This is a genomic window from Streptococcus gordonii, assembly GCF_001553855.1.
GTDB classification, from domain to species: domain Bacteria; phylum Bacillota; class Bacilli; order Lactobacillales; family Streptococcaceae; genus Streptococcus; species Streptococcus gordonii.
Genome location: NZ_LQWV01000012.1, coordinates 15,923 through 41,811, shown reverse-complemented (window position 1 = coordinate 41,811; position 25,889 = coordinate 15,923). Strand labels below are relative to the sequence as shown.

The window sequence follows — 25,889 nt, the reverse complement described above, 5'->3', positions numbered from 1 at the left end:
ACCAAAAAAGGCCAAGTCTCCAGAAGTGCAGGACAAAAAAGCCTGCAACATCCATGAGCTTTGACCATCATAGGTATTGCTTATCTTATTTTAGCAGATTGTACTGAATTGTCAATCTAAATGTACTGCAAGACTTGACCATTCTTATAAGCTCTGTCAATTAAGCCTCCACCTAGGCACTCATCCCCATCATAGAAGACGACTGCTTGACCTGGTGTAACTGCCCTTTGAGGCTGATCAAAATTGACAACTGCCTTGTCACCCTTTACAGTAACTGTCACCTTAGAATCTGGCTGACGATAACGGAACTTAGCTGTACATTCCATAGTAAATTCTTCTGGCATTTCTTTTGTGAAATGAACCTGACTAGCGTCAAGACTGGTTGACATTAAGTTGTCATGATAAAAACCTTGACCTACATAAAGAATATTTTGGCTGAGATCTTTTCCAACCACAAACCAAGGCTCATTATCACCGCCATGTTGTCCACCAATTCCAAGACCACCCCGCTGGCCAATGGTATAATACATCAAGCCAGCATGCTGGCCCATATCTCGGCCTTCCAAGGTCATCATGCGACCAGGCTGGGCTGGTAAATATTGACTCAGAAATTCTTTAAAATTCTTCTCACCAATAAAGCAAATGCCAGTCGAATCTTTTTTCTTAGCTGTAGCTAAACCAGCTCTTTCAGCAATTGCTCGAACTTCTGGCTTTTCTAAATGGCCCAAAGGAAACATAGTCTTTTGCAGTTGTTCCTGTGACAGTTGACTCAAAAAGTAAGTCTGATCCTTATTGTTGTCCTTGCCACGCAGCATGTGAACCAAGCCATCTTGGTCTCTCTTCACCTGAGCATAGTGACCTGTTGCAACGTAATCTGCACCCAGTGTCAAGGCATAATCAAGGAAGGCTTTAAACTTGATTTCCTTGTTACACATGACATCTGGATTTGGAGTCCTACCAGCTCTGTATTCCGCCAAGAAGTATTCAAAAACGCGATCCCAATACTCTTTTTCAAAGTTGACAGAGTAGTAAGGAATGCCAATCTGGTCTGCAACAGCTGCCACATCCTTGTAGTCTTCTGTAGCTGTACAGACACCAAATTCATCTGTGTCGTCCCAGTTTTTCATGAAGATGCCAATTACATCATAACCTTGCTCTTTTAAGAGCAAAGCAGTTACTGATGAATCGACACCTCCGCTCATACCAACAACGACACGAATCTTAGAGTTATCACTCATTGTGTTCTCCCATCTTTTCGTTATTTCACGATTGAAGGTCGTGCTGTGCTTTCAACGATTGAAGGTCGCTTGAGCAAGCTCTATTATAGCACGAAATTTTTATAAGAACAAACAAATAGAGAATGCTTCCTTCTACTAGCCCAGTTAACTTTTTGTCAAGAATGTTTACAATAGTGTAAAGAAAAACTCTCAAAATTGAGAGTTTCCTTTTAATACCAGCCATTTGCTAACCAAAAGTTTTTAGCAGCTGACCATGAACCATATCGACTTGTTACATATTCATTTGCCACTTTCTCTTGATTTTCAGGCGAGAGATCTCCATTCAAGTATGTAATAGTTAATTGATATCGACCATAATATTGACCATTTTGAGCAGTATAACTACCACTTGATTCCTTTTGAGCGATAAATTCTTTAGCTTCTGCATCTTCCGCACTTAAACCTGAAGAAGCATTTGCTGTGTTTGTATTCGTATTGTTAACCTCAGATGTTGTTGTAGTTGGTGCAGTTTCTGTCTTGTTTTCCTTCTGTCCTCCTACTTCTAGGACTTGTCCAACATGGATAAGATTTACATCAGAAATTTTATTCAGTTCAGCTAGCTTTTCAACACTTGTATTATTAGCTGACGCAATAGCAGAAAGTGTATCTCCTGACTTCACGGTATAACTATCAGCGTTTGCTATTACTGGTAGGAATAAAGCTAAAGCTGCTAAGCTTACTACACCTGTCTTTACTGTATTTTTTTTATTTTTTAAAAATGTCTGTACTTGCATTTTATTCTCCTTTTCTTGTAACTAGCAAAACGAGATACAAAAAGTTCATGATTTTTTCTTGGTCTCATATCTATCATTTTGCTATACTCCTATCATACAGGTTCTATGTTACCTCTATTTTTAAAGTATATGATAAATGTTACAAAATTGTTTAAATTAGAAAAAGAAAGCTTATAAAAGGCTTAAAATAAGAAATTTTATTTTGACTTTCAAATGATTATCCTAATTTATAGGATTTGTTATTTTATAATTTTTTATTTAAAAATGAAGCAGATACCCCCTAACTTTGTTATAATGAAGATAGAACTTTACACGAGGAGAAATCATGTCATCATTAAGATTTCAATCTGTTTTTGATATTATTGGCCCTGTAATGATTGGACCATCTAGTAGCCATACAGCAGGAGCCGTTCGTATTGGAAAAATAGTCTATTCTATATTTAACGATGAACCTACTGAAGTGGAATTTCAGCTTTTTAATTCTTTTGCTAAAACATATCGAGGACACGGAACTGATTTAGCTCTTGTAGCGGGAATCTTAGGAATGGATACGGATGATCCAGAGATTCCCAATAGTCTAGAAATAGCCCATAAACGAGGCATCAAAGTTGTCTGGTCTATTCAAAAAGATAGTAATGTTCCACATCCTAATACAACGAAAATTACAATAAAAAACGATCATAAAACAATTAGTGTTACTGGGGTATCTATTGGAGGGGGCAATATTCAAGTAACAGAGCTGAATGGTTTTTCAGTTTCCCTCAGCATGAACACACCTACTATTATTATTGTTCATCAAGATGTCCCTGGTATGATTGCTCACGTTACCGAGGCCCTCTCACGCTACAATATCAACATTGCTCAAATGAATGTCACACGTGAAAAAGCTGGCGAGAAAGCAATAATGATTATTGAAGTGGATAGCCGTAGCTGTGAAGAAGCTGTCGAAGAAATTCGAAACATTCCTCATCTGCATAATGTAAATTTCTTTAAGTAGGAGAAAATATGTTTTATTCTATAAAAGAATTAGTAGAGCAAGCTGACTTGGATTACCAAGGAAATGTTGCAGAACTAATGATTGCTACTGAGTATGAATTGACTGGTCGCGAAAGAGATGAAGTCTTGAGATTAATGGGTCGCAATCTAGAAGTCATGAAAGCCTCTGTCCTTCTTGGACTTGATGAAAGCAAGTCTCGCAGCGGATTGACTGGCGGAGATGCAGCAAAACTTGACCACTATATCCAATCTGGAAAAACATTGTCAGATCACACTGTACTGACAGCAGCAAAAAATGCTATTGCTGTCAATGAGCATAATGCTAAGATGGGCTTGGTTTGTGCGACACCAACTGCTGGTAGCGCTGGCTGTCTGCCAGCTGTTCTTACATCTGCCATTGAAAAATTAGGACTCTCAGAAGAAGAACAGCTAAACTTTCTATTAGCTGCAGGTGCTTTCGGCCTAGTCATTGCCAATAACGCCTCAATTTCAGGCGCTGAAGGTGGCTGTCAAGCAGAGGTTGGCTCTGCTTCTGCCATGAGCGCAGCTGCTTTAGTTCTGGCTGCTGGAGGTTCACCTTTTCAGGCTAGCCAAGCTATTTGCTTTGTTATTAAAAATATGCTGGGCTTGATTTGTGATCCAGTTGCTGGTCTAGTAGAAGTGCCATGTGTCAAGCGAAATGCAATGGGAGCCAGTTATGCTTTTATTGCAGCAGATATGGCTCTTGCGGGAATCGAATCTAAAATTCCTGTTGATGAAGTCATTGACGCCATGTATCAAGTCGGGTCAAGTCTGCCTACTGCATTCCGAGAAACGGCTGAAGGTGGCTTAGCTACAACACCTACAGGTCGCAGACTTTCAAAAGAGATATTTGGAGAATAACACAGATTGACAAATGTGTAAACTTGTTGATTTTTATAACATAAAAAAACGGCTTTGAGCCGTTTTTAATTTTATATTAATAATTCCAAGCTGATAAACCTTGAGCATTATAGGCATTGTATGCAGATTGGATTTGATCTTCAACAGTTGCTGTAGAACCCCATCCTGGCATAGTTTGGAATAATCCACTAGCACCTGAAGCATTATAGGCGTTTACTTGACCATTTGATTCACGAGCAATAATTGCTTCCCAAGTTGAAGCAGAAACTCCTGTCAGCTCAGCCATGCGAGCTGCTGCATAAGTACCTGTCTCACCTGCTGTATTACCGTTGGCAAGAACAGGTGTAGAATTATAGGTAGAATAGTTAGCTGATGGTGCAGGAACTGTAATAGTTGCCACTGGTGCAGGTGCTGCTTGATTAGTTTGTGTAGCAGGTCCTGGTGCTGCAGCAACAGCTGGAGCTTTTTTATTAGCTTTTGTATCACCAAGTTCTAGCACTTGACTCTCAAAAATTAAATCTGGATTTTCAAGCTTATTTAATTTAATTAAGCTTTCAACAGTTGTAGATTTTTCTTTTGCAATTTTTGACAAGGTGTCGCCAGCTTTTACTGTATATGTGTCTGCCTTAGCTACAACTCCTGTCAAAAATAGGGTAGCTGCTGTAGCAACAAATGCGAAGGCACCTTTCATTGGTTGTAATTTCATTATAATTCTGGTTCTCCTTTTCACTGATAGTTCCATCATACACTTTAAATATTACAGGTTATTTAAAATAGGATTACAAAAATTACAAATGTATTTTATTTAAACACCAACATTGCCTTATCCATCGTATTTCTACATATTAATTTTAAATAATATGTGAAATTAACACAAAACCCAGACTTGACATCAATTTTTTAGCAAATATAATATAGCTCCTAAAATTAATAAGACAAGAATCGCATAGGAATCTTTATTTTGCCACTTTAACTGTCTATAGCGACTTCTCTGATCTCCTCCTTGATAACCACGCGCTTCCATTGCAATAGCTAAAGCATCCGCTCTTTTAAAGCTAGAAGCAAATAAAGGAATCAAAATCGGTATAATGGATTTCACTTTTTGTACAATGTTTCCCTCACCAAAATCCACTCCTCGAGCTCGCTGAGCGTTCATAATTCGAACAGTGTCATCCATTAAGGTTGGTACAAATCGTAAGCTCATTGATAACATCAATCCTACCTCATGCACTGGGAATTTAAAAACAGTCAGAGGTTTTAGGAGAGCTTCTACCGCATCCGCCAAACTTAAAGGCATTGTAGTCAAACTGAGTAATGTTGAGAAAAAAATGATCAAAACGAATCGACTAAAAATAATGCCTGCTTGTGCTAAGCCTATATCTGTAATGCGAATAAAGGAAAATTGGACAAGAGTATTTCCCGTTGTAGTAAATAAGAGCTGAAAAATAGTCGTAAAGGCAACCAAGAAAAGCATAGATTGGAGACCTTTTACAAAAAATCCAATAGGGACTCTAGAAAGAAAAACTAAAAAAAATGTAAAAACAAAAAGCAAAAGGTTTGTTGCTAAATTATTTGCCCAAAAAATAATTAAAACAAACAAGAACATAGATAATAGTTTACTTCTAGGATCCAAACGGTGGATCAGAGAATTACCCGGAATATACCGCCCTAAAATCATCTTATCCATGCAGTATCTCCTTAAATTCAGTGATTGTAATCGGTAAATTAGGCAAGTTTAAACCTTTTTCTACCAGACCTTGAGCAAATTTTGTAATCTTAGGAACTCCCAGTTGGATTTTTTCCATAAATTCAACATCCTGAAAGATATCCTTTGGAGAACCACTTTTCACTAAATGTCCCTTCTCCAGCACATACGTAGTATCAGCAAAATTTGCCACGTCATCCATCAAATGAGTTACCAACACAATAGTCATACCATCTTCATGTAAACCTTGGAAGATTTCCATTAGTTCCTTACGACCTGCTGGATCTAACCCAGCTGTCGGCTCATCAAGGACTAAAACTTCAGGTTCCATTGCTAGGATTCCAGCAATAGCTACCCGTCTCATTTGTCCTCCTGAAAGCTCAAAAGGACTACGTGAGAACAAGTCCTCAGAAATTCCCACCAAAAGAAGTTTTTCACGCGCCAAACGTTCCGCTTCTTCTTTAGAAACTCCAAAATTTTGTGGACCAAAAGCCACATCATCTAAGACTGTTTCTGCAAAAACTTGGCTTTCTGCAAATTGAAACACCAAACCAACTTTTTTTCTTACTTGCTTTATATCTTTATTAACAGAAGTAGCTGTAATTTCTATATCATTAACAGTGACACTTCCTACAGAAGGTGTCAACAAGCCATTTAAAAGTTGCAAAATAGTAGATTTTCCACTACCAGTATGACCGATTAAAGCAGTATAAGAGCCATCTTTAATTTCCAAATTCACATCAAAAAGGGCAGGCCCTTCAAATGGTGTGCCTGCTTGATAAGTATAACTAACATTCTTTAAAGTAATTCCCATAAAGATTCCTGCAATTCTTTTTCTGTTAGATAATCAGCTGGCAAATCAAAATCTTCATTCAAGGTTGCCTTGACTTGATTTGAAAAGGGTTCATCAAGTCCTAATTCCTGTAAATCTGATCTTGAAAACAGCTCTCTAGCTGTACTGCTTGATTCTACTTTTCCTTTTTTCATGACCAAAACACGGTCACTAAGTGCAACTTCATCCAAGTCATGTGTAATCGAAATGACCGTCATTTGATTCTCATCTTTGATGCGTTTCACTGTTTGAATCAAGTCCAAACGTCCTTCTGGATCCAACATACTAGTCGCTTCATCCAAAATAATAATATCCGGACGAAGAGCCACTATTCCTGCGATAGCCACCCTCTGTTTTTGCCCTCCTGAAAGACGAGCTGGTTCTCGATTTTTAAAGTCTTGCATCCCTACGATCTCAAGCGCTTCATTTACTCGATTTACCATAGTCTCATGGTCCATTCCCTGATTTTCCAAACCAAAAGCCACATCGTCTTCCACAGTTGCTCCAACAAATTGATTGTCTGGATTTTGAAAAACCATTCCAATATGACGACGTTTTTCCCAAACATTTTCTGGAGTCAGCTGATCACCTAAGATAATAATTTCTCCACTTTCAGCTTCTAAAAGGCCATCAATCAAACGAATCGTGGTCGATTTACCGCTCCCATTATGACCAACAATGGACAACCATTCACCATGTTTCACGTGAAACGTTACATCATTTAAAATGTATTCTTCAGTATCGTTGTCGTATTTATATTTGAGGTTGTGTACTTCGATAATATTTTTCATCATTTATTTAAAAGTATCTTTAAAGAGATAGGCGCTCCCTTTGAAATAGTCATAACCAGAATATATTGTAAAGATTAAAGCGATATACAGACAAATTTGTCCCAAAAGTGTCCAATGGATCAGCAAGAAGATAATAGCAAACATCTGTGTGAATGTTTTAATCTTGCCAGGCATCGCTGCAGCTAAAACCGTTCCTCCCGTTTCTACCAATAAAAGACGCAATCCGGTCACAGCTAATTCTCGACAAATTATCACAGCTACCACCCAGGCAGGAGCCATTTTCATTTCAATCAGCATGATAAACGCTGACATAACTAAAAGTTTGTCTGCCATTGGATCAGCAAACTTCCCAAAATTGGTAACAACTTTCCATTTACGAGCTAAATATCCATCCAAATAATCAGTAATGCTGGCCACCGCAAAGATAATCGCAGCAATGACATGAATAGTCTTAGATGAACCAAGGGTTAGTAATAGAATAAAAATTGGGATTAACGCCACTCTCAAGAGCGTTAAAGCATTTGGAATATTTTCTTTTTTCATAAGCATTCTCAATTATTGATTGTTAAAGTAATCGTTCCCGATTGGGTATTGATTGCAGAAGTATTAATGATCTGGTCGTTTACAGAGACCGTTACACCCTCTACAACACCTAAAATGATAACTGTAGATGAACCAGGAGACACAGTAGTTGTTACACTTGGATTTTCTGGAGATAAAACAGCCCCATTGTCTAAATCTGTTCCCGACACACTGACCCAACTAGTTGCAGTTGTGACGGATAATTTGATAGTTACAGGATCTTTTGCCCCAGAATAAGTCGCTGTCAGATTTTGCCCGCTACCAGAAACTGTTAAAGCATTGCTGCTAGACGATGTGGTTGAAGAAGAACTCGTCAGATTAGAGCTAGTTGAAGTGGCCTCTGAAGACCCTTCGCTTTTAACCACACTGTAACTAGAAGAAGCTGAATTCTCCGTTTCCGTTTCCATCTGATTAACATATTGCCAGACATAGTAAGTTACAAAGGCAATGATTGCCAACGATATGACAGAAAAATAGAAAAGTGGCAAATAAGATGTTTTTTGTCTATTGCTTCTTCTTCTCCCCATATTTTCTTCATCAACATCTACTTCATCATAAGTAACCATACTACCTGATTCGTAGGCGTCTAAAATGATTTTTTCGTCTAAGTCTACTGCCCAAGCATACTTACGGAGAAAAGATTTGGCATAAAAACTACTAGGTAGTTTATCAAAATCATCTGCTTCTAAAGCCTCTAATAAATCTAACTGAATATCTGTTTTTTGTTGTAAATCTTCTAGGCTTAGTCCCTGATTAATTCGAGCTAACCTTAATACCTCACCTATCGTTTTTTTTCTCATACGTTCAAATTCCTCTAAAAAATACTAGAAAAAGCTGTGCCCAAGCCAGATGTCACAAGCTTTAAAGTTTATCATATTTATAAAATCTAGATTTCATAGCCAATAACATGAATCAGCCTTACAAAGATAATACTAGGGACTAGATCTTTGTTTCATTTTTTATGTTTTATATCCTCTTTTCTGAAAACATCTTCTATCATTTTTTTACAGACTATTGTACCAAATTTTTCTCTTCTTTTGTTAGGATTATTTTGGAAAAATTGTAAAATCTATCATGTCACAGTGATCAATAAACTCATGACCAACTTCTAAAATATCTTCTAAGTGAATATCCTGTAAAATTTTTGGCAAGTCAAAAAGATTTTCTCCATCTATAAGGGTTTCATACTGCGTTGCCATATATTCTAACGAATTTAGACCATGCATCAAATCACCATACATTTCACTTTTAACAATATCTAAATGCTCTTCAGTTACATCCATATCTTGAGCGAATTCTTTAATTGCTGTGCGGATTTGATGAGATAAAGCTACTGGCTCCTGGGTATCCATCGTCAGCATAACAAAGTGGAAGCGTTCTTCTACTTCAACTTCCAGAGTCAAGGAAGCATCAATTTTCCCATTTTCATACATTTTTTGATAACGTTTAGAAGTCCAGCCAAACATCATATCAAATAATAATTTCAAAATAAGTTTATAGCGAAATAATTTTCTCTTTGAAATTTTGTCATTTCCTCGCATAGCAACAGCTAATTTAGGTCGGCTGACTTCCATCCTCATACTAGCAGTTGGAACTACAGGAGATAATTTTAATGAACGCCTTTTGATGGCTGATTTTTCATCCTCTATTTCATACGAATTTTGTTGTTCACTAATAGTAGCTACCGTTTTATCCAGATCAAAATTTCCAACTAAAAATAAACTCATATTAGACGGATGGTAAAAAGTTTCAAAGTTTTCATCCAAATCTTCCACTGTGATTTCAGCAATCGACTCGCGATTCCCAGCTATATCTTGTGCCAGAGCTGTCCCTGGGTATAGATTTGCTAAAGCGCTAAAAAACAAACGATAATCTGGATTATCCTGGTACATTTCTATTTCTTGCTGGATAATTCCTTGTTCTCTCTGAACAGATTCTTCTGTAAAATATGCTTCCCCAATCAAATCCTGTAGTAATTCCAAACATTCTTCTACATTCTCAGTTGTTGAAAACAGGTAACTTGTCTTTGTGAAACTAGTAAAGGCGTTACTTTCTGCTCCTAAGTCTACAAATTCCTGCAAAAGATCATTGCCATTTTCATCTTCAAATAATTTATGTTCTAAAAAATGAGCAATTCCAGCTGGATAATGGATAGCTTGCTTGGTACCTCTCGGAACAAAATAAGTATCTACCGAACCAAAATTCACCGTCATAATACCATATGTCTCATGAAAATTTGTTTTAGGAAGTAAAAAAAGTCGCAATCCATTTGGTAAAATTACCCGATAAAGACTTTCTCCAATAGCTGTATATTCTATTTTTTTCAGCGCTAAATTCTGCATTATTTCCCTTCCATAAAGTACATCGCTTGAAGTTTCAAGGTATTCGCTGCTAAAACAATATCTTCCTTCTTAACATTTTCCATAACTTCTAACCACTCATCGACTCTTAAAAATTTCTTGCCTAAAACAGCCGACAAATAAGTTGTTTCCAGTAAAGCATTTTGACGATCTTGAGATAAGAGAGCACTGTTTTTAAGCATATTTTTTGTCTGTTGAAGCTCTTCTTCAGAAAATTTTCCTCTTTTTAGATCAGCTACTTGTCGATTAATTAAAGTCATAGCTTTATTACGATTTTTTCTATCAATACCAGCATATACTCGTAACATTCCTGAAAAAATGTCCATAGTGCTAGAAACAGTATAGGCCAGACTAGCTTTCTCACGAACTTCTACAAATAATTTAGAGTGTGCATAACCACCCAGAAGACCATTCATTACAATCAAAGGGATATGACTAGTATCTCCATATTGAATAGGGAAATGATAGCCCATTTCTAAAATGGATTGATTAGCTTCCTTTTGTTCAATCCCTTCTCGTAAAATTTTTGAAAAAGGTTGCTGATAGTCCAATAGTAAATCCTGTTCACGATCCGTGAAGCCAAATTGAGAAAATTGTTCCTGCATAGCCACTTCATTAAAATCACCGATAAAAAAGATATCAATCTTATCTTCCTTCAGCATTTTTTGAAAGACTGCAAGGCTGGTCTCAGGTGTCACTTGTTTCATTAAGTCAAGTCTTGAGACCCGAGGAAGTTGCATTTCTTCACTTAAATAAAATAATTTATTCAATTCTAAATGCGCGTGGTAAAAATGATTTTCTATTTCAGATTCCAACTCGTGAATAATATTTTTCTTTTCAATTTCAAAGATAGAGGAATCAAAACCTTTCTGGTCAACTAAAGGAGATAAGAGACTTGCTTTGATAAATTCAACCATCTCTGTTGTTAGGGCGTTTTTCCTACTTAAAAAAGAATCCCTAACAAAGGACACATTAATATCTACATAATGAACCAAACCTCTCTTTGAAACACTGGTTGAATAATTTGATCCATATAAACTAGCTAAACGCTCACGAAATAGCTGAGAAGTTGGATAAAAAGCATTTGCCGTTTCCAAAATACTAGAAACCAAAACTCGATCAGCAATGGTTGCTGAACTCATTGGTGCAGAAAAACGAAGTTTTATTTTATTTGTTTTGAATTTAGTTGATTTAATAAAATGGAGATTGACTCCTCTTGCTAATTCCATAAGGTTCCTCTTGCTTCCTAATATGAATTCTATTATATCACGAAATGATGTGAAATTGGTGTTCCTTATAACAGATTAAAACGTTTTCTTTCCTGGATATTTTATACACTTTCAGTCTTAAAATATGGTATAATGACAAGGATTGAGGTGAAATATGGATTATAAATTATTTGATGAATATATCACACTGCAAGCTCTCCTGAAAGAGGTTGGAGTAATCCAAAGTGGCGGTGCTATTAAGGCGTTTTTAGCTGAAAATGATGTTTTTTTCAATGGTGAATTAGAAACAAGACGAGGAAAAAAAATTCGAGTTGGAGACCAAATAACGATTCCTAGAGAAAACCTAACTCTATCTATTCTTGAACCAAGTCCAGACGAAAAAGTTCGGCATACAGAAGAAACAGCTAAAAAACAACGCATTGCTAACATGGTTAAAGAAATGAATAAAAATCTTAAAAAAAATACTACTGCTCCCAAAAAGAATAACAGAAAGCAAACAGGTATAAAGCAAGAGAAAAAAGCCCCTGTACGCTTCCCAGGAACATAATATGTGGCTAAAATCACTCACTCTTAAACATTTTCGTAATTATCAAGATGCAGAAATCAACTTTCACTCTGGTCTAAACGTTTTTCTTGGCCAAAATGCACAAGGAAAAACAAATATTCTAGAATCTATTTACTTCTTAGCTTTGACTCGTAGTCACCGAACTAGATCAGATAAAGATTTTATTCATTTTCAAGAAAAAGATCTCAAAGTATCAGGTATCCTTGAAAAAAAGACAGGAACAATTCCTCTTGACATCGAGTTGACAGCTAAGGGACGTATTACTAAAATCAATCATCTCAAGCAAAATAGACTTTCCGACTATATTGGGACAATGAATGTTGTTCTGTTTGCGCCAGAAGATTTACAACTTATTAAAGGTTCGCCTACATTAAGACGAAAATTTATAGACATTGAATTGGGGCAAATCAAGCCTCTTTATCTAGCAGATCTTTCTAATTACAATCATGTTCTTAAACAAAGAAATTCTTATCTAAAGAACAGTCAAAAAATTGATGAGAATTTTCTATCTGTTTTAGATGAACAGCTTATTGAATATGGTTGTCGTGTGGTCAAACATCGCTTAGACTTCTTAAAAAAACTCGAAATATTCGCCCAGGAAAAACACCTTGATATCTCACAAAAAAAAGAAACTCTAACTATTGACTATCTATCCTCTGTACCTTTACAAGATATTGACAGTATTGAAGAAAGTTTTAGACAAAGCCTAAGTAAAAATCGAAAAAGAGATTTATTTAAACAAAATACTAGTGTAGGTCCTCATCGAGATGATATAGCTTTCTTTATCAATCAAATGGATGCTAATTATGGAAGTCAGGGGCAACACAGAAGTGTGGTACTCTCTCTTAAATTAGCAGAAATAAAATTGATTGAAAATATAACAAAAGAATCTCCTATCCTCCTGCTTGACGATGTGATGAGTGAACTTGACAATAATCGTCAACTTAAATTGCTAGAAACAATTTCTCAAGAAATACAAACTTTTATTACCACAACTACTTTGGAACACCTAAAAAACCTACCTAAAGATATAAAAATATTTGAAATTTTAAATGGGCACATAAAATAGAGTTTACAAAATTGTAAACTCTATTTTTACAACCTTTACATATATTGTAAAGATCAACTATATCTATTGTAAAATAAAAATGCACCAATATATGGCGCATTTTTTTATTGCACTGAATAGTTAGGAGCTTCGTTTGTAATTTGAACATCATGAGGATGACTTTCCTTCAATCCAGCGCCACTCATTTCAATAAATTGAGCATTTTCGTGTAGTTCTTGTAGATTTGCAGCTCCAACATAACCCATACCAGAGCGAATTCCTCCAAGCATTTGGAAGACAATATCAGCTGCAGCACCCTTGTATGCTACACGACCTTCAATTCCTTCTGGAACTAACTTATTAGCTTCGTTGACAGAACCTTGGAAGTAACGGTCGCTTGAACCTTTTTTCATTGCTGCAATAGATCCCATACCTCGATATGTTTTGAACTTACGTCCTTGGAAAATTTCGGTTTCCCCAGGAGCTTCATCAGTTCCTGCAAACATAGAACCTAACATAACAGCATTTCCTCCTGCTGCTAGAGCTTTGACAATATCACCTGAGTATTTAATACCACCATCAGCAATGATTGTTTTACCATATTCACGCGCAACCGCTGCTGCATCATAAATTGCAGTTACTTGAGGCACACCAACACCTGCAATTACACGGGTTGTACAGATAGATCCAGGACCAATTCCAACTTTAACGACATCTACACCTGCTTCATAAAGGGCACGTGCACCTTCAGCAGTTGCAATATTACCAGCAATTAAAGTACGATCTGGGAAATGAGCACGAATTTCAGCAATCTTACGTAAAACTCCTGCAGAGTGTCCATGAGCTGTATCAATAACAATAGCATCAGCACCTGCTTCAAAAAGAGCTTCTGCACGTTCAAATGTATCTGAAGTGACACCTACCGCACCAGCAACTAGAAGACGACCAAACTCATCTTTAGCAGCATTTGGAAATTCAATTACTTTTTCAATATCTTTAATCGTGATTAAACCTGAAAGACGACCATCTTCATCAACCAGAGGAAGTTTTTCAATACGGTGTTCCTGAAGAATACGCTCAGCAGTTTCTAAATCTGTTCCAACTGGAGCTGTAACCAAATTTTCGCTAGTCATATGATTAGAAATAGGTTGATTGAAATCAGAAATGAAACGCAAATCTCGATTGGTCAATATACCAACCAACTTACGGTTTTCTAATGTTTCAACAACTGGAACACCACTAATACGATAACGTCCCATCAATTCATCTGCTTCAGCAATTGTATGTTCTGGTGTTAAAAAGAATGGATCAATAATAACACCATTTTCAGAACGTTTTACCTTACGGACTTCGTCTGCTTGTTGCGCAATAGACATATTTTTATGGATTACTCCAAGACCACCTGCACGCGCGATAGCAATGGCCATTTGACTTTCTGTTACGGTATCCATTGCCGCTGTAATAATTGGGATATTTAAAGTCAAATTATCTGCCAATTTCGTAGTTAAATCTGCATCGTTAGGCAACACATGACTTTCAGCTGGAATCAACAATACATCATCAAAGGTAAAACCTTTTTTCAAAAATTTAGTGTCCCAATTAGACATTCGAAGTTTCCTCTTTTCTATTTTCATCTATATAGTAGAACCATGTTCTAGACCAACTTAATTTATAATATAATACCACTCTGTTATGATTTGTCAATCATCTATTAAAAATAATTAATCCCCATAGCTGATTTCACTTCAGAAAGAGTCTGGCTAGCTTTTTGACGTGCTTTTTCGCTTCCTTTTTTAAGCATATCATAGACTTGTCCCATATCCTTAGCAAACTCTATACGACGCTCACGAATAGGGCCCAACTCTCTTTCTAAAATCTCCAATAGATAACGTTTTGTCTTTACATCACCCAAGCCGCCTCTTTGATAATGTTCCTTCATTGCAGCAATTTCCGCTTGATCTTCTGGTCTTCCAAAGACATCCAGATAATGAAAAACCATATTACCTTCGATTTTTCCCGGATCTTCTACTCTAATATGATTAGGATCTGTGTACATTCCCATCACTTTTTTCTTAAGTGTATCCATATCATCAGCAAGGTAGATTCCATTATTTAATGATTTAGACATTTTAGCATTTCCATCCAACCCTGGTAATCGTCCTGCAGCTTCATTCTCAGGATAAATCCCCTCCGGTTCAACTAAGACATCTTTTTGATAAGCATTGTTAAAAGAACGAACTATTTCTCTAGTTTGCTCAATCATTGGCTTTTGATCAGTCCCAACTGGTACATAATTCGCCTTAAAAGCTGTAATATCAGCCGCCTGAGAAATTGGATAAACCAAAAATCCTGTAGGAATGCTTTGACCAAAGCCCTTTTGAGCTATTTCTGTCTTGACAGTTGGATTTCTTTCCAACCGAGCTAAAGAGACTAGATTCATGTAGTACATTGTTAATTCAGCAAGTTCAGGAATTTGACTCTGAATAAAAATAGTAACCTTTTCTGGATCCAATCCTGCAGCTAAATAATCCAAAGCTACGTTCCCTATTGATTCAATAATTGTTTGTGGGTCCTTGGCATGATCTGTCAAGGCTTGTTGATCAGCTAAAAAAACAAATAAATCATATTTTCCTTCATTTTGTAAAAGAACTCGATTCCGTAAACTTCCTACATAATGGCCAATATGTAATTTTCCAGTTGGCCGATCTCCTGTTAAAATAATAGGCTTTGTCATCTATTTCTCCTCAATTAATGTTGAATTCATTATAACATTTTCAATAAAAATGAGAAAGGAGATTGGATAAATTTCTATATAAAAATAACTTTTACAACTTTATCAATTTAATTGACAATAAGTTGACAAGAATTTTACAATTAAAAACAAGAGTTTCTTCTTGAATTATTTGAAATATGGTGATTTTTCTAGTAAAATAGTACTAGTTATATTAAAGAGGAGAATTATATTGCTTACAGTATCAGATGTTTCATTACGTTTCAGTGACCGCAAATTATTTGATGAAGTTAACATCAAATTTACAGCTGGTAATACCTATGGGTTAATTGGTGCCAATGGCGCTGGAAAATCAACATTTTTAAAAATATTAGCTGGAGATATTGAACCAACAACTGGTCATATTTCATTAGGTCCTAATGAACGTCTTTCAGTTCTTCGTCAAAATCACTTTGACTACGAAGATGAAAGAGTCATTGATATTGTTATTATGGGAAATGACCTACTTTACAGTATCATGAAGGAAAAAGATGCTATCTACATGAAGCCAGATTTTTCAGATGAAGATGGTGTTCGTGCGGCTGAGCTTGAGGGAGAGTTTGCTGAACTAGGTGGCTGGGAAGCAGAAAGTGAAGCTTCTCAACTCTTGCAAAACCTAAATATTCCAGAAGATCTTCACTACCAAAATATGAGTGAACTCTCTAATGGAGACAAGGTTAAAGTACTCTTGGCAAAAGCCCTTTTTGGTAAACCCGATGTCTTGCTTCTGGACGAGCCAACTAATGGTCTTGATATTCAGTCTATTACTTGGCTAGAAGACTTTCTTATCGATTTTGACAATACAGTTATTGTTGTATCTCACGACCGTCACTTTTTAAATAAAGTCTGCACTCATATGGCCGACCTTGACTTTGGAAAAATCAAGCTCTATGTCGGAAACTATGATTTCTGGAAAGAATCAAGCGAACTAGCGGCTAAGCTACTCGCTGACCGAAATGCCAAAGCAGAAGAAAAAATCAAACAACTTCAAGAGTTCGTTGCTCGTTTCTCTGCCAATGCGTCCAAATCAAAACAAGCAACTTCCCGTAAAAAAATGCTTGACAAGATAGAGTTAGAAGAAATTGTTCCATCTAGCCGTAAATACCCATTTATCAGCTTTAAAGCTGAACGTGAAATTGGTAATGACCTCTTGACAGTTGAAAATCTTTCTGTCAAGATTGACGGAGAAACTATTTTGGATAATATCAGTTTCATCTTACGTCCAGGTGACAAGACAGCTTTGATTGGTCAAAACGATATTCAAACAACAGCCTTAATTCGTGCTTTAATGGGAGATATTGAATACGAAGGAACTGTCAAGTGGGGTGTGACAACTAGTCAATCTTATTTACCTAAAGATAATTCTCGTGATTTTGCTGGTGGTGAGTCAATCCTTGATTGGTTGCGTCAATTTGCAAGTAAAGAAGAAGATGACAATACTTTCCTCCGAGGTTTTCTTGGGCGTATGCTTTTCTCTGGAGATGAGGTTAACAAGTCTGTAAACGTCTTGTCAGGTGGAGAAAAAGTTCGTGTCATGCTTTCTAAATTGATGTTGCTTAAATCCAATGTCTTAGTATTGGATGATCCAACAAATCACTTAGATTTGGAATCAATTTCCAGCTTAAATGATGGATTGAAAAACTTCAAAGAGTCCATTATTTTTGCTAGCCATGACCATGAATTTATTCAAACATTAGCAAATCATATTATTGTGTTATCTAAAAATGGTGTGATTGATCGTATTGATGAAACTTATGATGAATTCTTAGAAAATCAAGAAGTTCAGCAAAAAGTAAAAGAATTATGGAAAGATTAAAAAGCGAATGAATATTCGCTTTTTAGCTATATATAGTTTATGAAAAAAATAAAGAATTATTTTAAAAATTATTGGGTTTACTTTGCAGCATTTTTAATTCCTTTTTTAATTATGTTCATTGTATATCTTTCCCAAGGAATTTATTGGAATAGTGATACATCTCCTTTACTAGGAGATGGGTTTCATCAGTATGTTATCTTTGATACTACGCTCAGAAATATTCTTCATGGCAGTGACAGTCTTTTTTATACCTTTACAAGTGGATTAGGTTTAAACTTTTATGCTTTGACTAGTTACTATTTAGGAAGTTTTTTATCTCCTTTTGTTTATTTCTTCAATCTAGAAAATATGCCAGATGCTGTCTATCTCTTTACCTTGATTAAATTTGGATTAATTGGGTTAACAGCTGCTATCAGTTTAAAAGGAATATTTAAAAAAATACCAAACTTTCTTATTTTAATGCTGTCAACCTGCTATTCTCTTATGAGTTTTGCAACTAGTCAAATTGAAATCAAAACTTGGCTAGATGTCTTTATCCTTGCTCCTCTAATTCTCTATGGTTTACACCTTTTACTCCTCAAAAAAAATCGAGTATTATACTTTACGAGTTTGTCAATTCTCTTTATCCAGAATTACTATTTTGGATATATGATGGCACTATTTTTAATTTTTTGGTTTTTTGTCCAAACAACATGGGATTTTAAAAATAGAATTAAAACTTTTTTAGACTTTACAATTGTGTCAATATTATCTGGCGTCACAAGTCTAATTATGATTTTGCCAACATTTTTGGATTTAAAAACTCATGGAGAAAAATTAACTTCAGTTGATAGACTGTTTACAGAAAAAACTTGGTTTTTAGATATTTTTGCTAAAAATTTTATTGGAAGCTTTGATACAACTAAATATGGATCCATTCCAATGATTTATGTTGGAATAGTTCCACTATTGCTAGCTATCCTGTTTTTTACATTAAAATCGATTAAGTTTCACGTGAAACTTTCCTATTTTTTTCTAATTATAATATTTATTGCAAGTTTTTCTCTTGAAAGATTAGACTTGTTTTGGCAAGGGATGCACGCGCCTAATATGTTTTTACATCGCTATTCCTGGCTCTTCTCTCTTTTCATTATCTTTTTAGCAGCAGAAACCTTACAACGTCTTAAACAAATTAAATTTAAGAATCTAATCATATCTTTCACGATTTTATCCATTGGATTTATTTTTGTTTTTGTTTTTAGAAAACATTATGATTTTTTAGGACCTGTAAACTTTATTTTAACTTTAGAGTTTCTCTTAGCCTACTTATTAATATTTGGTACTTTTACTAAATCTTTTATTTCAAAGAAAGTGTTTTTTGTTACAACATTAGCTTTTGTTTGTTTTGAAGTTTCTTTAAACGCTTTTTACCAAGTTGATGGCATTGCTAAAGAATGGGTATTTGCTAGCCGTTCTTCCTATGCTAAAAATTTAAAAGAAATTGACAAGCTTGTAAAGTATTCAAAAGATAAAAATACAGAATTTTTTCGCACAGAGACATTGGATCCTCAAACAGGAAATGATAGTATGAAATATAACTACAATGGTATTTCACAATTTTCTTCTGTTCGAAATACAATGACAAGTTCAACTCTAGATAAACTTGGTTTTAAATCAACTGGAACTAATCTTAATTTACGCTATCAAAACAATAGCATTTTAATGGATGCTATCTTCTCGCTTGCTTATAATATTTCTGAAGTAAATCCTCAAAAGTATGGATTCACTCCAATTAAAACAGAAAAGAATCTAACCCTATATCAAAATAAAAATGCAACTACCTTAGCTTTTTTAACTAATAAAGTTTACAAAGATGTAAAGTTTAATAATTTAACTCTTGATAATCAAACAAAATTTCTAAATCAATTATCAGGCTTAAACTATAAGTACTTTCAAAAAATTTATCCAATAAACTCTCATAACATTATTGAAAATAATGATCATATCACTGTAAATGTTGACAAAGAGAATAATTCAAGCTTTGCTAGTATGACTTATACACTAGATGTTCCTGAGAATAGTCAAGTTTATGTCAGTCTTCCAAATATACATTTTTCTAATGATGATCAGACAGTTGTTGATATTTCGATAGGAAACGAAACAAGACGCTTTACAACAAATAATGTCTTTACATTTTTTAACCTTGGTCATTTTATGGATAAACAAACAGTAACTGTTCACTTTACATTTCCTGATAATTCTCAAGTTTCTTTTGATAAACCTGAATTTTATAAAGTAAATATCAATCACTTTCAAGAAGCAATAGATAAAATTCATTCTCAAAAAGTCGAAGTTACTACAAAAAATAGCAAAATAACTGTAGATTATCATGCTCAAAAAGATTCCTCTCTCTTCTTAACTTTACCTTACGATAAGGGATGGAGCGCAACACAAAATGGTCATCCAGTTACTATCTATAAGGCTCAAGATGGCTTCATGAAGGTTGATGTAAAAAAAGGATCAGGAAGAGTTATCCTAAAATTTATTCCTAGAGGTTTTAAGGAAGGGATAGGATGTTTTATTTTTGGAATTACTCTTTTTACACTTTATAATTACAAAAAAAGATGATAATTCAAAAAAATTATTTGAATTTTAAAGAATTTATTTTATAATATTTGTATATGAAGGAGGTTTCCATGATGAAAAAAAATCATTTATTAAAATTGTCCCTTACTATACTTACAGTATGTTTTGCTTTTCTTTTAGTAGCTTGTGGTCAAAAAGAAGAAGTTACTTATTACCAAAGAATTGATCAATCAAATCAATTTGATATGCGTCTGACCTATTATCATAAAGGTGACGTAGTTACCAAACAAACTACTGAAAACTTCATTTCTTATAAGTCTTTAGGAATCGATGAAAGCCAAGAAGAGCAAAAAAATGCTGCTAAAGCTAAAATAGAAGAACTTTCAAAACAATATCAAACAGTCAAAGGAATTAAAGAAAAAGTCTCCTTTGATAAAAACGGTATTAAAGAAAATATAGAAATTGATTACGACAAAGCTGATTTAAAAGAATTGGCTTCTCTTCCAGGTATGATGATTTCTAACGAAAAAAATGCTAAAAAAATTAGTATGAAAGCTAGTGGAGAAGCACTTGAAAAAAGTGGCTTCAAAAAAGTCGAAAATGGTAAGTTTGAAGAACTCAAAAAATAAAAAGAATAATAAAAAGTCTTAAGTTTCATCACTTAAGACTTTTTTCATTTTTCTCTCAAAGTCATAACGACTCATCATGACAACATGATCACAATTTGTGCAACGAATTTTTATATCCGCTCCAACTCTCGTGATTTCCCAACGATTTGCCTTTTTACCTGTTGACTTAATCGTACAGGCATGTGGCTTTTTCATTTCAACATAACTTCCTTTATCATACATTAGTTTGTTCTCACTGGAGTAATTAATTGAATGAAATCTTCTTCTTGATCACTAGGCACAAGAGTAAATGGGCGAACAGCTGAGATAAAGCTAATAGTTACTTTTTCACTATTAACAGCTTTTAAAGCTTCAATAAGATAAGTTGGGTTAAAGCTAATAGTTAGATTGTCTCCTGAAACATTTTCAGCATCAATTTCTTCATTCACTCGTCCAACTTCTGGAGAATTAACATGAGCACTTACAACGCCACCTTCAATCTCTAGTTTTACAGTTCCATTCTGTGTGGCATTAGATAATAGTCGAGCGCGTTCCATCGCAGCACGTAAAGCAGATGTAGCAAAAGTAACAACTGTTGAAAACTCTGTGGGAATAAGACGATCCGTATCTGGGTAATTTCCTTCTAATAGACGTGTATAGAAGCTAATATTTTCGCTTCTAAAAAGAATTTGATGATTAGCAAAGAAAACCTCAACTGTCTCAATTTCATCGCTAAAAACAGCTGTAAATTCGCGTAGAGAACGACTTGGAATAACAACGTCAAAGTTATCCCCATTTTTTTCTAGAATAATTTTCTTTTGACTGAGTCGATGGGAATCTGTAGCAACTGTTTTAAGATTCTTATGATCCGTTAAAACAAAGTGTACACCAGTTAAAATAGGACGACTCTCTTGTAAGCTAGCTGCAAATGCTGTTTCATTAATTAAATCCTTCAAAATCTTTGTTTCAAGAACCAATGGATTAGAAGTTGGTACATCTTGAATACGTGGATATTGATCAGCATCTTTTCCTTTTAGAGTAATTTCTGATTTTCCACTAGTCAGTACGATTTGCTTTTGCTCAATTTCTTTAAAATCAAGAGTCACATCTGGAAGACTAGAAACAACATTAATAAAGAAAGTAGCTTCAAGAAGGATTGAACCTAAGGAAGTAACTAAGAGACCTGCATTTTCATTATTTATAGAAATAAAATTTTCAATCGAAATTTGTCCATTAGAACCAATTAAGGTAATGCCTTCGTTAGTAACATCAATTTTAATCGTTGAAAGAATAGGAATGGCATTTTTATGACTAATAGCTCGTTTGGTTGTGTTCAAGGCTTGTAAAAATAAATTTTTATTAATAGAAAAGTTAATCATGAAAACTCCTTTTATTATTTATGATTATAAGGTTAATAGTAATAGTAGGCTATGTGGATAATGTGGAAAAATAGTTCAATCATAGTTACAGCAAGTATTCTTACTTGTGCACAATTTGTGGATTAATTTCCATATTTTTAAAAACTTATCCACAACTATTTTATTTTATTTTTTATCGATTCAATTTCTAAACGTAGATTATCGTCTTCTTCTAGCATACTTTTTATTTTTCCATGGGCATGAATTACTGTTGTATGGTCTTTTCCGCCAAATTCACGTCCAATCTTTGGTAAGCTATTATCTGTTAATTCTCGGGTCAAGTACATGGCAACCTGACGAGCTAATACAATATTTTGAACTCGCCTAGTCCCTTTCATTTCTTTGACACTAACTCCGTAAAAATTCCCAACTTCAGTTTGGATACGATCAATTGGGATGACTAATAGTTGACTTCCTGCTTGTTTACGAGAGCGAATAGCTTCAGCTGCAATATCTATAGTAATCTCTTTAATCTGCTTCATACTAGCAAGTAAATTGATATCTTTTAGAGCACCTTCAAGGTCACGTACATTTGAATCAAATTGTCCAGCTAAGTATTCAATTGTTTCATTTGGAAAAATAAGATCAAATTCTTCAATTTTATTTCGCAAAATAGCAATCCGAGTTTCAAAATTTGGAGGAGTGATATCACTAGTTAAGCCCCACTTGAAGCGCGTGACTAATCTTTCTTCTAGATTTTCCAAATAATCCGGACTCCGGTCACTGGTCAAAACAATCTGTTTATTTTCTCCATGCAAGGCATTAAAAGTGTTAAAGAATTCTTCTTGAGTAGATACTTTTTTACTAAGTGCCTGAATATCATCGATTAATAATAAATCAAGACTGCGATAGATTTTCTTAAAACTATCCATTTCTCCTAAACGAAGATGTTCTAGGAAATCATTAATAAAGGTCTCAGCTGGAACATATTTTATCCGAGCATCAGGTGTATTTTCTAATACTTCGTTTCCAATAGCATTTAATAAATGTGTTTTTCCTAAACCTGGTCCACCATAAATGAATAAGGGATTATAGATACCTCCCAGATTATCTGCAACAGCTAGGGCCGCTGCTTTTGCCCACTGATTGCCATCTCCTTGCACGAAGTTTTCAAAAGTATATTTTGCTTTTAAGCCAGTAGCTAGTGGAGGAGATTTTTTCTTTTCAGTTAAATCGGGCTGCTGTGAAGTTAAATAAACTGGTTCTTCTTTAACTCTGTCTTCTGTTTCAAATACGTATAAGGCAGTAATTTGATCATTGTAGATTTCGAAACCAGCCGTTAGGATAATATCTGCTAAATTTTGCTCCCAGAAAAGCTTTTTAACAGGACTATCTAAGTGAATTGTCGCTTGATTATTTTCAATTTTAATCAATTTGGCTTCTGCTACAAAAAAGTCAAAGGTTGTTTTTTTTAGCTGAGTGTGAGCTAACTCTAATACACGCGCCCAAAATTCTTGTTCCTGAGCCATTATTTCTCCCTTCTACTTATAATATTCTTCAATATTTTAACATAAACTTAAAAAGTTTTCCACAACTGTGAATAGAAATCCACAATGTTTATCAAAGTTTTCCACAAGTTGTGGAAAGTTAAGATTTTTCTTGCTATATAAAGTTTTCTGGATACTATATTTTGTGGAAATGCTTGTGAAATGATAAAAGAAAAATAACAGTACTATTTAAGACTGTTAATAATTCTTTCATATTCTTCCTGATTAGAAAAAGAAATTGAGATTTTGCCAGTTTGTTTCTTAGAGAGACTAATCTTTACATCAACTCCCAATAATTTCTTTAGATTTTCTTCTTCTTCCTCTATAAAAATTTTTTGGACATTTTCAGACTTAGGCTTAGTAGGAGAAGTCTGTAATAATTTCTCTAATTTTCTAACAGAAATATCTGAAGAAATAATTTTTTCAAGCCATTTTTTCTGGTCTTTTTCCTTAAGTTTTATTAATAATCGAGCATGAGCCTGAGAAATATGACCTTCTTTTACAGCTTTTAAGACAAAATCAGGTAGCTGTAGCAAGCGAACAAGATTTGTAATATAAGGCCTTGATTTCCCCATAATCTGAGCGATTTCATCATGCGTCAATCCCTTATAAATAAGATGTTGATAAGATTCAGCTTCTTCTATTGGATTGAGATCCTCTCTTTGAAGATTTTCAATAATAGCCTGCTTCATCATTTCATCATCGCTTAGTGATTTTACTAAGGCAGGAATTTCAGTTAAGCCTGCTATTTTAGCTGCCCTAAATCTTCTTTCCCCAGCTAAAAGTTCGTATCCAATGATAGATGATTTCCTGACGATAATAGGCTGGATTAATCCGTTTTCTTTAATAGAATTTGCCAACTCGTTTAATTTCTCTATTGAAAAATCTTTTCTTGGTTGATAGGGATTGGTGTGAATATCTTTAATTAAAATATATTGATAATTTTCCATTTGTATATAGCATAACACACCTTTACGAAAGAGTAAAGGTGTGTTGACAGTCTTGTAAATGGTATTTATTCAGAACTTAAATCATCAGTTGATTTAGTTAGTTTAATAGTTGTTGTTTGCTCTTTTCCATCACGATAATAAGTAACTTTAATTTCTTCATTAATTGAATGTTTATAAAGAGCTGATTGGATATCGCTAGCAGATGATATTTCTGTATCATCAATTTTTGTAATCACATCATATTTTTGTAACTTACCATCAGCAGGCATTCCAGTTTGTGTGGAACGAACAACGACACCATTCTTAATATTGTCTGGAAGTTTTAATCGATCAGAGCTTGAAGAAGACAAACTACTTAAGTTGACCATTTGAATTCCTAATGCTGGTCGAATGACTTTTCCATTCTTTTCTAATTGTTCAATGATATTTACAACATCATTGGATGGTATTGCAAATCCCATACCTTCAACAGAAGTACTACCATTATTGGTGTTAGCAATTTTACTAGAGGTAATACCAATAACTTGACCTTGAATGTTTACAAGAGGACCACCAGAGTTACCTGGATTAATTGCTGCATCAGTTTGAATAGCTTGAGTAGCAATTGTTTGACCATCTTCTGATCGTGAAGAAACATTACGGCTTAGGCTGGAAACAATCCCCTGAGTCACTGTATTAGCATAATCAGATCCAAGAGGACTTCCGATTGCAATGGCAGTTTCCCCAACAGTTAATTTACTAGAATCCCCAAATTCTGCTACATTTTTTACTTTATCAGCAGGAATTCTGACTACAGAAATATCAGAATATGTATCAGTCCCGACTATTTCACCAGGAACCTTATTCCCATCAGCAAGACGGATATCAACTTTTTTTGCACCATTGATAACGTGTGTATTGGTAACTAAGTAAGCATAGTCTTTATCTTTTCTATAGATAACACCAGATCCTTCGCTAGCTACCTGATCATTTTCATTTCCTGAATTATTGTTGTCAAAAATAGCATCTGAATTAGATTCAGAATATGTAATGACAGAGACAACCGCGTCTTTTACTTTATCAACAGCCTTTGTTGTAGAATTACTATTTTTATAGGATGTTGTTATTGTAGTCGCTGTTTTCTGATTATTATTTGTGGCTGAATGAGGTGTTGAAAAATAAGAAAATCCCCATGTTCCAGCAACACCACCTATAAAACCAACTAACAAAACAATGAAAACTTGCAATGTTTTTTTGAAGAAATTTGAAGAGTTTTTCATATCTTCCTCCTAATA

Annotated in this window: 24 protein-coding genes; 7 read left to right on the top strand and 17 right to left on the bottom strand. The window is 34.7% G+C overall.

The genetic code is table 11. From position 1 onward, the window contains the following. Positions 1–116: 116 nt before the first annotated feature. Together mnmA and apf are read right to left on the bottom strand one after the other, a co-directional pair. On the bottom strand, positions 117–1,238 hold the full coding sequence (mnmA, locus tag AWH02_RS03285) for a tRNA 2-thiouridine(34) synthase MnmA (RefSeq protein ID WP_060553285.1): 1,122 nt from the start codon (positions 1,236–1,238) through the stop codon (positions 117–119). 209 nt (positions 1,239–1,447) lie between these two features. Then, complete coding sequence (apf, locus tag AWH02_RS03280; RefSeq protein WP_048777294.1) at positions 1,448–2,011, bottom strand: aggregation-promoting factor; 564 nt, start codon at positions 2,009–2,011, stop codon at positions 1,448–1,450. A gap of 325 nt (positions 2,012–2,336) precedes the next feature. Between apf and sdaAB the strand changes: the two genes are divergently transcribed. Both sdaAB and sdaAA read left to right on the top strand, forming a co-directional pair. After that, positions 2,337–3,008, top strand: coding sequence for an L-serine ammonia-lyase, iron-sulfur-dependent subunit beta (gene sdaAB / locus AWH02_RS03275; RefSeq protein ID WP_060553286.1), 672 nt, complete (start codon positions 2,337–2,339; stop codon positions 3,006–3,008). A gap of 8 nt (positions 3,009–3,016) precedes the next feature. Continuing rightward, positions 3,017–3,889 carry an L-serine ammonia-lyase, iron-sulfur-dependent, subunit alpha gene (sdaAA, locus tag AWH02_RS03270; protein ID WP_011999574.1) on the top strand — a complete coding sequence of 291 codons (873 nt, stop codon included), beginning with the start codon at positions 3,017–3,019 and terminating at the stop codon, positions 3,887–3,889. Between the two features lie 76 nt (positions 3,890–3,965). Here sdaAA and AWH02_RS03265 read toward each other — a convergent pair whose 3' ends face one another. From AWH02_RS03265 to yfmF, 8 genes are all read right to left on the bottom strand, one after another. After that, on the bottom strand, positions 3,966–4,595 hold the full coding sequence (locus tag AWH02_RS03265) for a LysM peptidoglycan-binding domain-containing protein (protein ID WP_060553287.1): 630 nt from the start codon (positions 4,593–4,595) through the stop codon (positions 3,966–3,968). 186 nt (positions 4,596–4,781) lie between these two features. Beyond that, on the bottom strand, positions 4,782–5,576 hold the full coding sequence (locus AWH02_RS03260; RefSeq protein ID WP_011999572.1) for an energy-coupling factor transporter transmembrane component T family protein: 795 nt from the start codon (positions 5,574–5,576) through the stop codon (positions 4,782–4,784). Further along, positions 5,569–6,408, bottom strand: coding sequence for an energy-coupling factor transporter ATPase (locus AWH02_RS03255; RefSeq protein WP_011999571.1), 840 nt, complete (start codon positions 6,406–6,408; stop codon positions 5,569–5,571). Before AWH02_RS03255 ends, AWH02_RS03260 begins: the two co-directional genes overlap by 8 nt. After that, the gene (locus AWH02_RS03250) at positions 6,393–7,217 is read right to left on the bottom strand and encodes an energy-coupling factor ABC transporter ATP-binding protein (RefSeq protein WP_045506007.1); all 825 of its coding nucleotides are present in this window, start codon (positions 7,215–7,217) and stop codon (positions 6,393–6,395) included. The genes AWH02_RS03255 and AWH02_RS03250 overlap by 16 nt, the downstream gene beginning before the upstream one ends. 3 nt (positions 7,218–7,220) lie before the next feature. Further along, positions 7,221–7,760: a CDP-diacylglycerol--glycerol-3-phosphate 3-phosphatidyltransferase gene (gene pgsA / locus AWH02_RS03245; protein ID WP_060553288.1), complete on the bottom strand. Its 540-nt coding sequence runs from the start codon at positions 7,758–7,760 to the stop codon at positions 7,221–7,223. Between the two features lie 8 nt (positions 7,761–7,768). Further along, a complete protein-coding gene (gene rodZ / locus AWH02_RS03240; protein WP_060553289.1) occupies positions 7,769–8,599 on the bottom strand; it encodes a cytoskeleton protein RodZ in 831 nt (276 codons plus the stop codon). Between the two features lie 246 nt (positions 8,600–8,845). After that, entirely contained in the window at positions 8,846–10,141 is a 1,296-nt protein-coding gene (gene yfmH / locus AWH02_RS03235; RefSeq protein WP_060553290.1) for an EF-P 5-aminopentanol modification-associated protein YfmH, read from the bottom strand. Continuing rightward, a complete protein-coding gene (gene yfmF, locus AWH02_RS03230) occupies positions 10,141–11,388 on the bottom strand; it encodes an EF-P 5-aminopentanol modification-associated protein YfmF (RefSeq protein ID WP_060553291.1) in 1,248 nt (415 codons plus the stop codon). The genes yfmH and yfmF overlap by 1 nt, the downstream gene beginning before the upstream one ends. A 154-nt stretch (positions 11,389–11,542) precedes the next feature. Here yfmF and yaaA point away from each other — a divergent pair, with 154 nt between their 5' ends. Further along, positions 11,543–11,935, top strand: coding sequence for a S4 domain-containing protein YaaA (yaaA, locus tag AWH02_RS03225; protein WP_060553292.1), 393 nt, complete (start codon positions 11,543–11,545; stop codon positions 11,933–11,935). Position 11,936: 1 nt separating this feature from the next. Beyond that, a complete protein-coding gene (gene recF / locus AWH02_RS03220) occupies positions 11,937–13,022 on the top strand; it encodes a DNA replication/repair protein RecF (RefSeq protein WP_060553293.1) in 1,086 nt (361 codons plus the stop codon). A 104-nt stretch (positions 13,023–13,126) separates the two neighbouring features. On the opposite strand, the gene guaB is transcribed toward recF, so the two are convergent. After that, positions 13,127–14,608: an IMP dehydrogenase gene (guaB, locus tag AWH02_RS03215; protein ID WP_008808044.1), complete on the bottom strand. Its 1,482-nt coding sequence runs from the start codon at positions 14,606–14,608 to the stop codon at positions 13,127–13,129. Between the two features lie 104 nt (positions 14,609–14,712). Then, positions 14,713–15,735 carry a tryptophan--tRNA ligase gene (gene trpS, locus AWH02_RS03210; protein WP_060553294.1) on the bottom strand — a complete coding sequence of 341 codons (1,023 nt, stop codon included), beginning with the start codon at positions 15,733–15,735 and terminating at the stop codon, positions 14,713–14,715. Positions 15,736–15,964: 229 nt separating this feature from the next. Here trpS and AWH02_RS03205 point away from each other — a divergent pair, with 229 nt between their 5' ends. The 3 genes from AWH02_RS03205 (at position 15,965) to AWH02_RS03195 (ending at position 20,781) form a co-directional block, all read left to right on the top strand. Beyond that, positions 15,965–17,587 (top strand): ATP-binding cassette domain-containing protein, encoded by a 1,623-nt coding sequence (locus AWH02_RS03205; protein WP_060553295.1) that lies wholly within the window; start codon positions 15,965–15,967, stop codon positions 17,585–17,587. Positions 17,588–17,626: 39 nt separating this feature from the next. Then, positions 17,627–20,194, top strand: a complete 2,568-nt coding sequence (locus AWH02_RS03200; RefSeq protein ID WP_060954902.1) for a YfhO family protein — start codon at positions 17,627–17,629, stop codon at positions 20,192–20,194. 68 nt (positions 20,195–20,262) lie between these two features. After that, positions 20,263–20,781 (top strand): YehR family lipoprotein, encoded by a 519-nt coding sequence (locus AWH02_RS03195; RefSeq protein WP_020992856.1) that lies wholly within the window; start codon positions 20,263–20,265, stop codon positions 20,779–20,781. Between the two features lie 18 nt (positions 20,782–20,799). Here AWH02_RS03195 and AWH02_RS03190 read toward each other — a convergent pair whose 3' ends face one another. The 5 genes from AWH02_RS03190 to AWH02_RS03170 all read right to left on the bottom strand — a co-directional run bounded on the left by AWH02_RS03190 (position 20,800) and on the right by AWH02_RS03170 (position 25,874). Beyond that, the gene (locus AWH02_RS03190; protein ID WP_008808039.1) at positions 20,800–21,003 is read right to left on the bottom strand and encodes a DUF951 domain-containing protein; all 204 of its coding nucleotides are present in this window, start codon (positions 21,001–21,003) and stop codon (positions 20,800–20,802) included. Beyond that, entirely contained in the window at positions 21,003–22,139 is a 1,137-nt protein-coding gene (dnaN, locus tag AWH02_RS03185) for a DNA polymerase III subunit beta (RefSeq protein ID WP_008808038.1), read from the bottom strand. The genes AWH02_RS03190 and dnaN overlap by 1 nt, the downstream gene beginning before the upstream one ends. A 155-nt stretch (positions 22,140–22,294) precedes the next feature. Further along, complete coding sequence (dnaA, locus tag AWH02_RS03180; RefSeq protein WP_008808037.1) at positions 22,295–23,647, bottom strand: chromosomal replication initiator protein DnaA; 1,353 nt, start codon at positions 23,645–23,647, stop codon at positions 22,295–22,297. A 203-nt stretch (positions 23,648–23,850) separates the two neighbouring features. Continuing rightward, entirely contained in the window at positions 23,851–24,615 is a 765-nt protein-coding gene (locus tag AWH02_RS03175; RefSeq protein WP_045772585.1) for a ParB/RepB/Spo0J family partition protein, read from the bottom strand. A gap of 65 nt (positions 24,616–24,680) precedes the next feature. Beyond that, positions 24,681–25,874 (bottom strand): S1C family serine protease, encoded by a 1,194-nt coding sequence (locus AWH02_RS03170; RefSeq protein ID WP_060553296.1) that lies wholly within the window; start codon positions 25,872–25,874, stop codon positions 24,681–24,683. Positions 25,875–25,889: the final 15 nt, after the last annotated feature.

Bases quoted from the DNA above. Each gene is read 5' to 3' on its own strand.
- pgsA (WP_060553288.1), bottom strand. From the start codon at position 7,760: ATGAAAAAAGAAAATATTCCAAATGCTTTAACGCTCTTGAGAGTGGCG.
- sdaAB (WP_060553286.1), top strand. From the start codon at position 2,337: ATGTCATCATTAAGATTTCAATCTGTTTTTGATATTATTGGCCCTGTA.
- rodZ (WP_060553289.1), bottom strand. From the start codon at position 8,599: ATGAGAAAAAAAACGATAGGTGAGGTATTAAGGTTAGCTCGAATTAAT.
- yfmF (WP_060553291.1), bottom strand. From the start codon at position 11,388: ATGGAATTAGCAAGAGGAGTCAATCTCCATTTTATTAAATCAACTAAA.
- AWH02_RS03255 (WP_011999571.1), bottom strand. From the start codon at position 6,408: ATGGGAATTACTTTAAAGAATGTTAGTTATACTTATCAAGCAGGCACA.
- apf (WP_048777294.1), bottom strand. From the start codon at position 2,011: ATGCAAGTACAGACATTTTTAAAAAATAAAAAAAATACAGTAAAGACA.
- trpS (WP_060553294.1), bottom strand. From the start codon at position 15,735: ATGACAAAGCCTATTATTTTAACAGGAGATCGGCCAACTGGAAAATTA.
- dnaN (WP_008808038.1), bottom strand. From the start codon at position 22,139: ATGATTAACTTTTCTATTAATAAAAATTTATTTTTACAAGCCTTGAAC.
- dnaA (WP_008808037.1), bottom strand. From the start codon at position 23,647: ATGGCTCAGGAACAAGAATTTTGGGCGCGTGTATTAGAGTTAGCTCAC.
- AWH02_RS03250 (WP_045506007.1), bottom strand. From the start codon at position 7,217: ATGAAAAATATTATCGAAGTACACAACCTCAAATATAAATACGACAAC.
- AWH02_RS03260 (WP_011999572.1), bottom strand. From the start codon at position 5,576: ATGGATAAGATGATTTTAGGGCGGTATATTCCGGGTAATTCTCTGATC.
- yaaA (WP_060553292.1), top strand. From the start codon at position 11,543: ATGGATTATAAATTATTTGATGAATATATCACACTGCAAGCTCTCCTG.
- recF (WP_060553293.1), top strand. From the start codon at position 11,937: ATGTGGCTAAAATCACTCACTCTTAAACATTTTCGTAATTATCAAGAT.
- mnmA (WP_060553285.1), bottom strand. From the start codon at position 1,238: ATGAGTGATAACTCTAAGATTCGTGTCGTTGTTGGTATGAGCGGAGGT.
- AWH02_RS03170 (WP_060553296.1), bottom strand. From the start codon at position 25,874: ATGAAAAACTCTTCAAATTTCTTCAAAAAAACATTGCAAGTTTTCATT.
- AWH02_RS03195 (WP_020992856.1), top strand. From the start codon at position 20,263: ATGATGAAAAAAAATCATTTATTAAAATTGTCCCTTACTATACTTACA.
- AWH02_RS03200 (WP_060954902.1), top strand. From the start codon at position 17,627: ATGAAAAAAATAAAGAATTATTTTAAAAATTATTGGGTTTACTTTGCA.
- AWH02_RS03190 (WP_008808039.1), bottom strand. From the start codon at position 21,003: ATGTATGATAAAGGAAGTTATGTTGAAATGAAAAAGCCACATGCCTGT.
- AWH02_RS03265 (WP_060553287.1), bottom strand. From the start codon at position 4,595: ATGAAATTACAACCAATGAAAGGTGCCTTCGCATTTGTTGCTACAGCA.
- yfmH (WP_060553290.1), bottom strand. From the start codon at position 10,141: ATGCAGAATTTAGCGCTGAAAAAAATAGAATATACAGCTATTGGAGAA.
- AWH02_RS03175 (WP_045772585.1), bottom strand. From the start codon at position 24,615: ATGGAAAATTATCAATATATTTTAATTAAAGATATTCACACCAATCCC.
- guaB (WP_008808044.1), bottom strand. From the start codon at position 14,608: ATGTCTAATTGGGACACTAAATTTTTGAAAAAAGGTTTTACCTTTGAT.
- sdaAA (WP_011999574.1), top strand. From the start codon at position 3,017: ATGTTTTATTCTATAAAAGAATTAGTAGAGCAAGCTGACTTGGATTAC.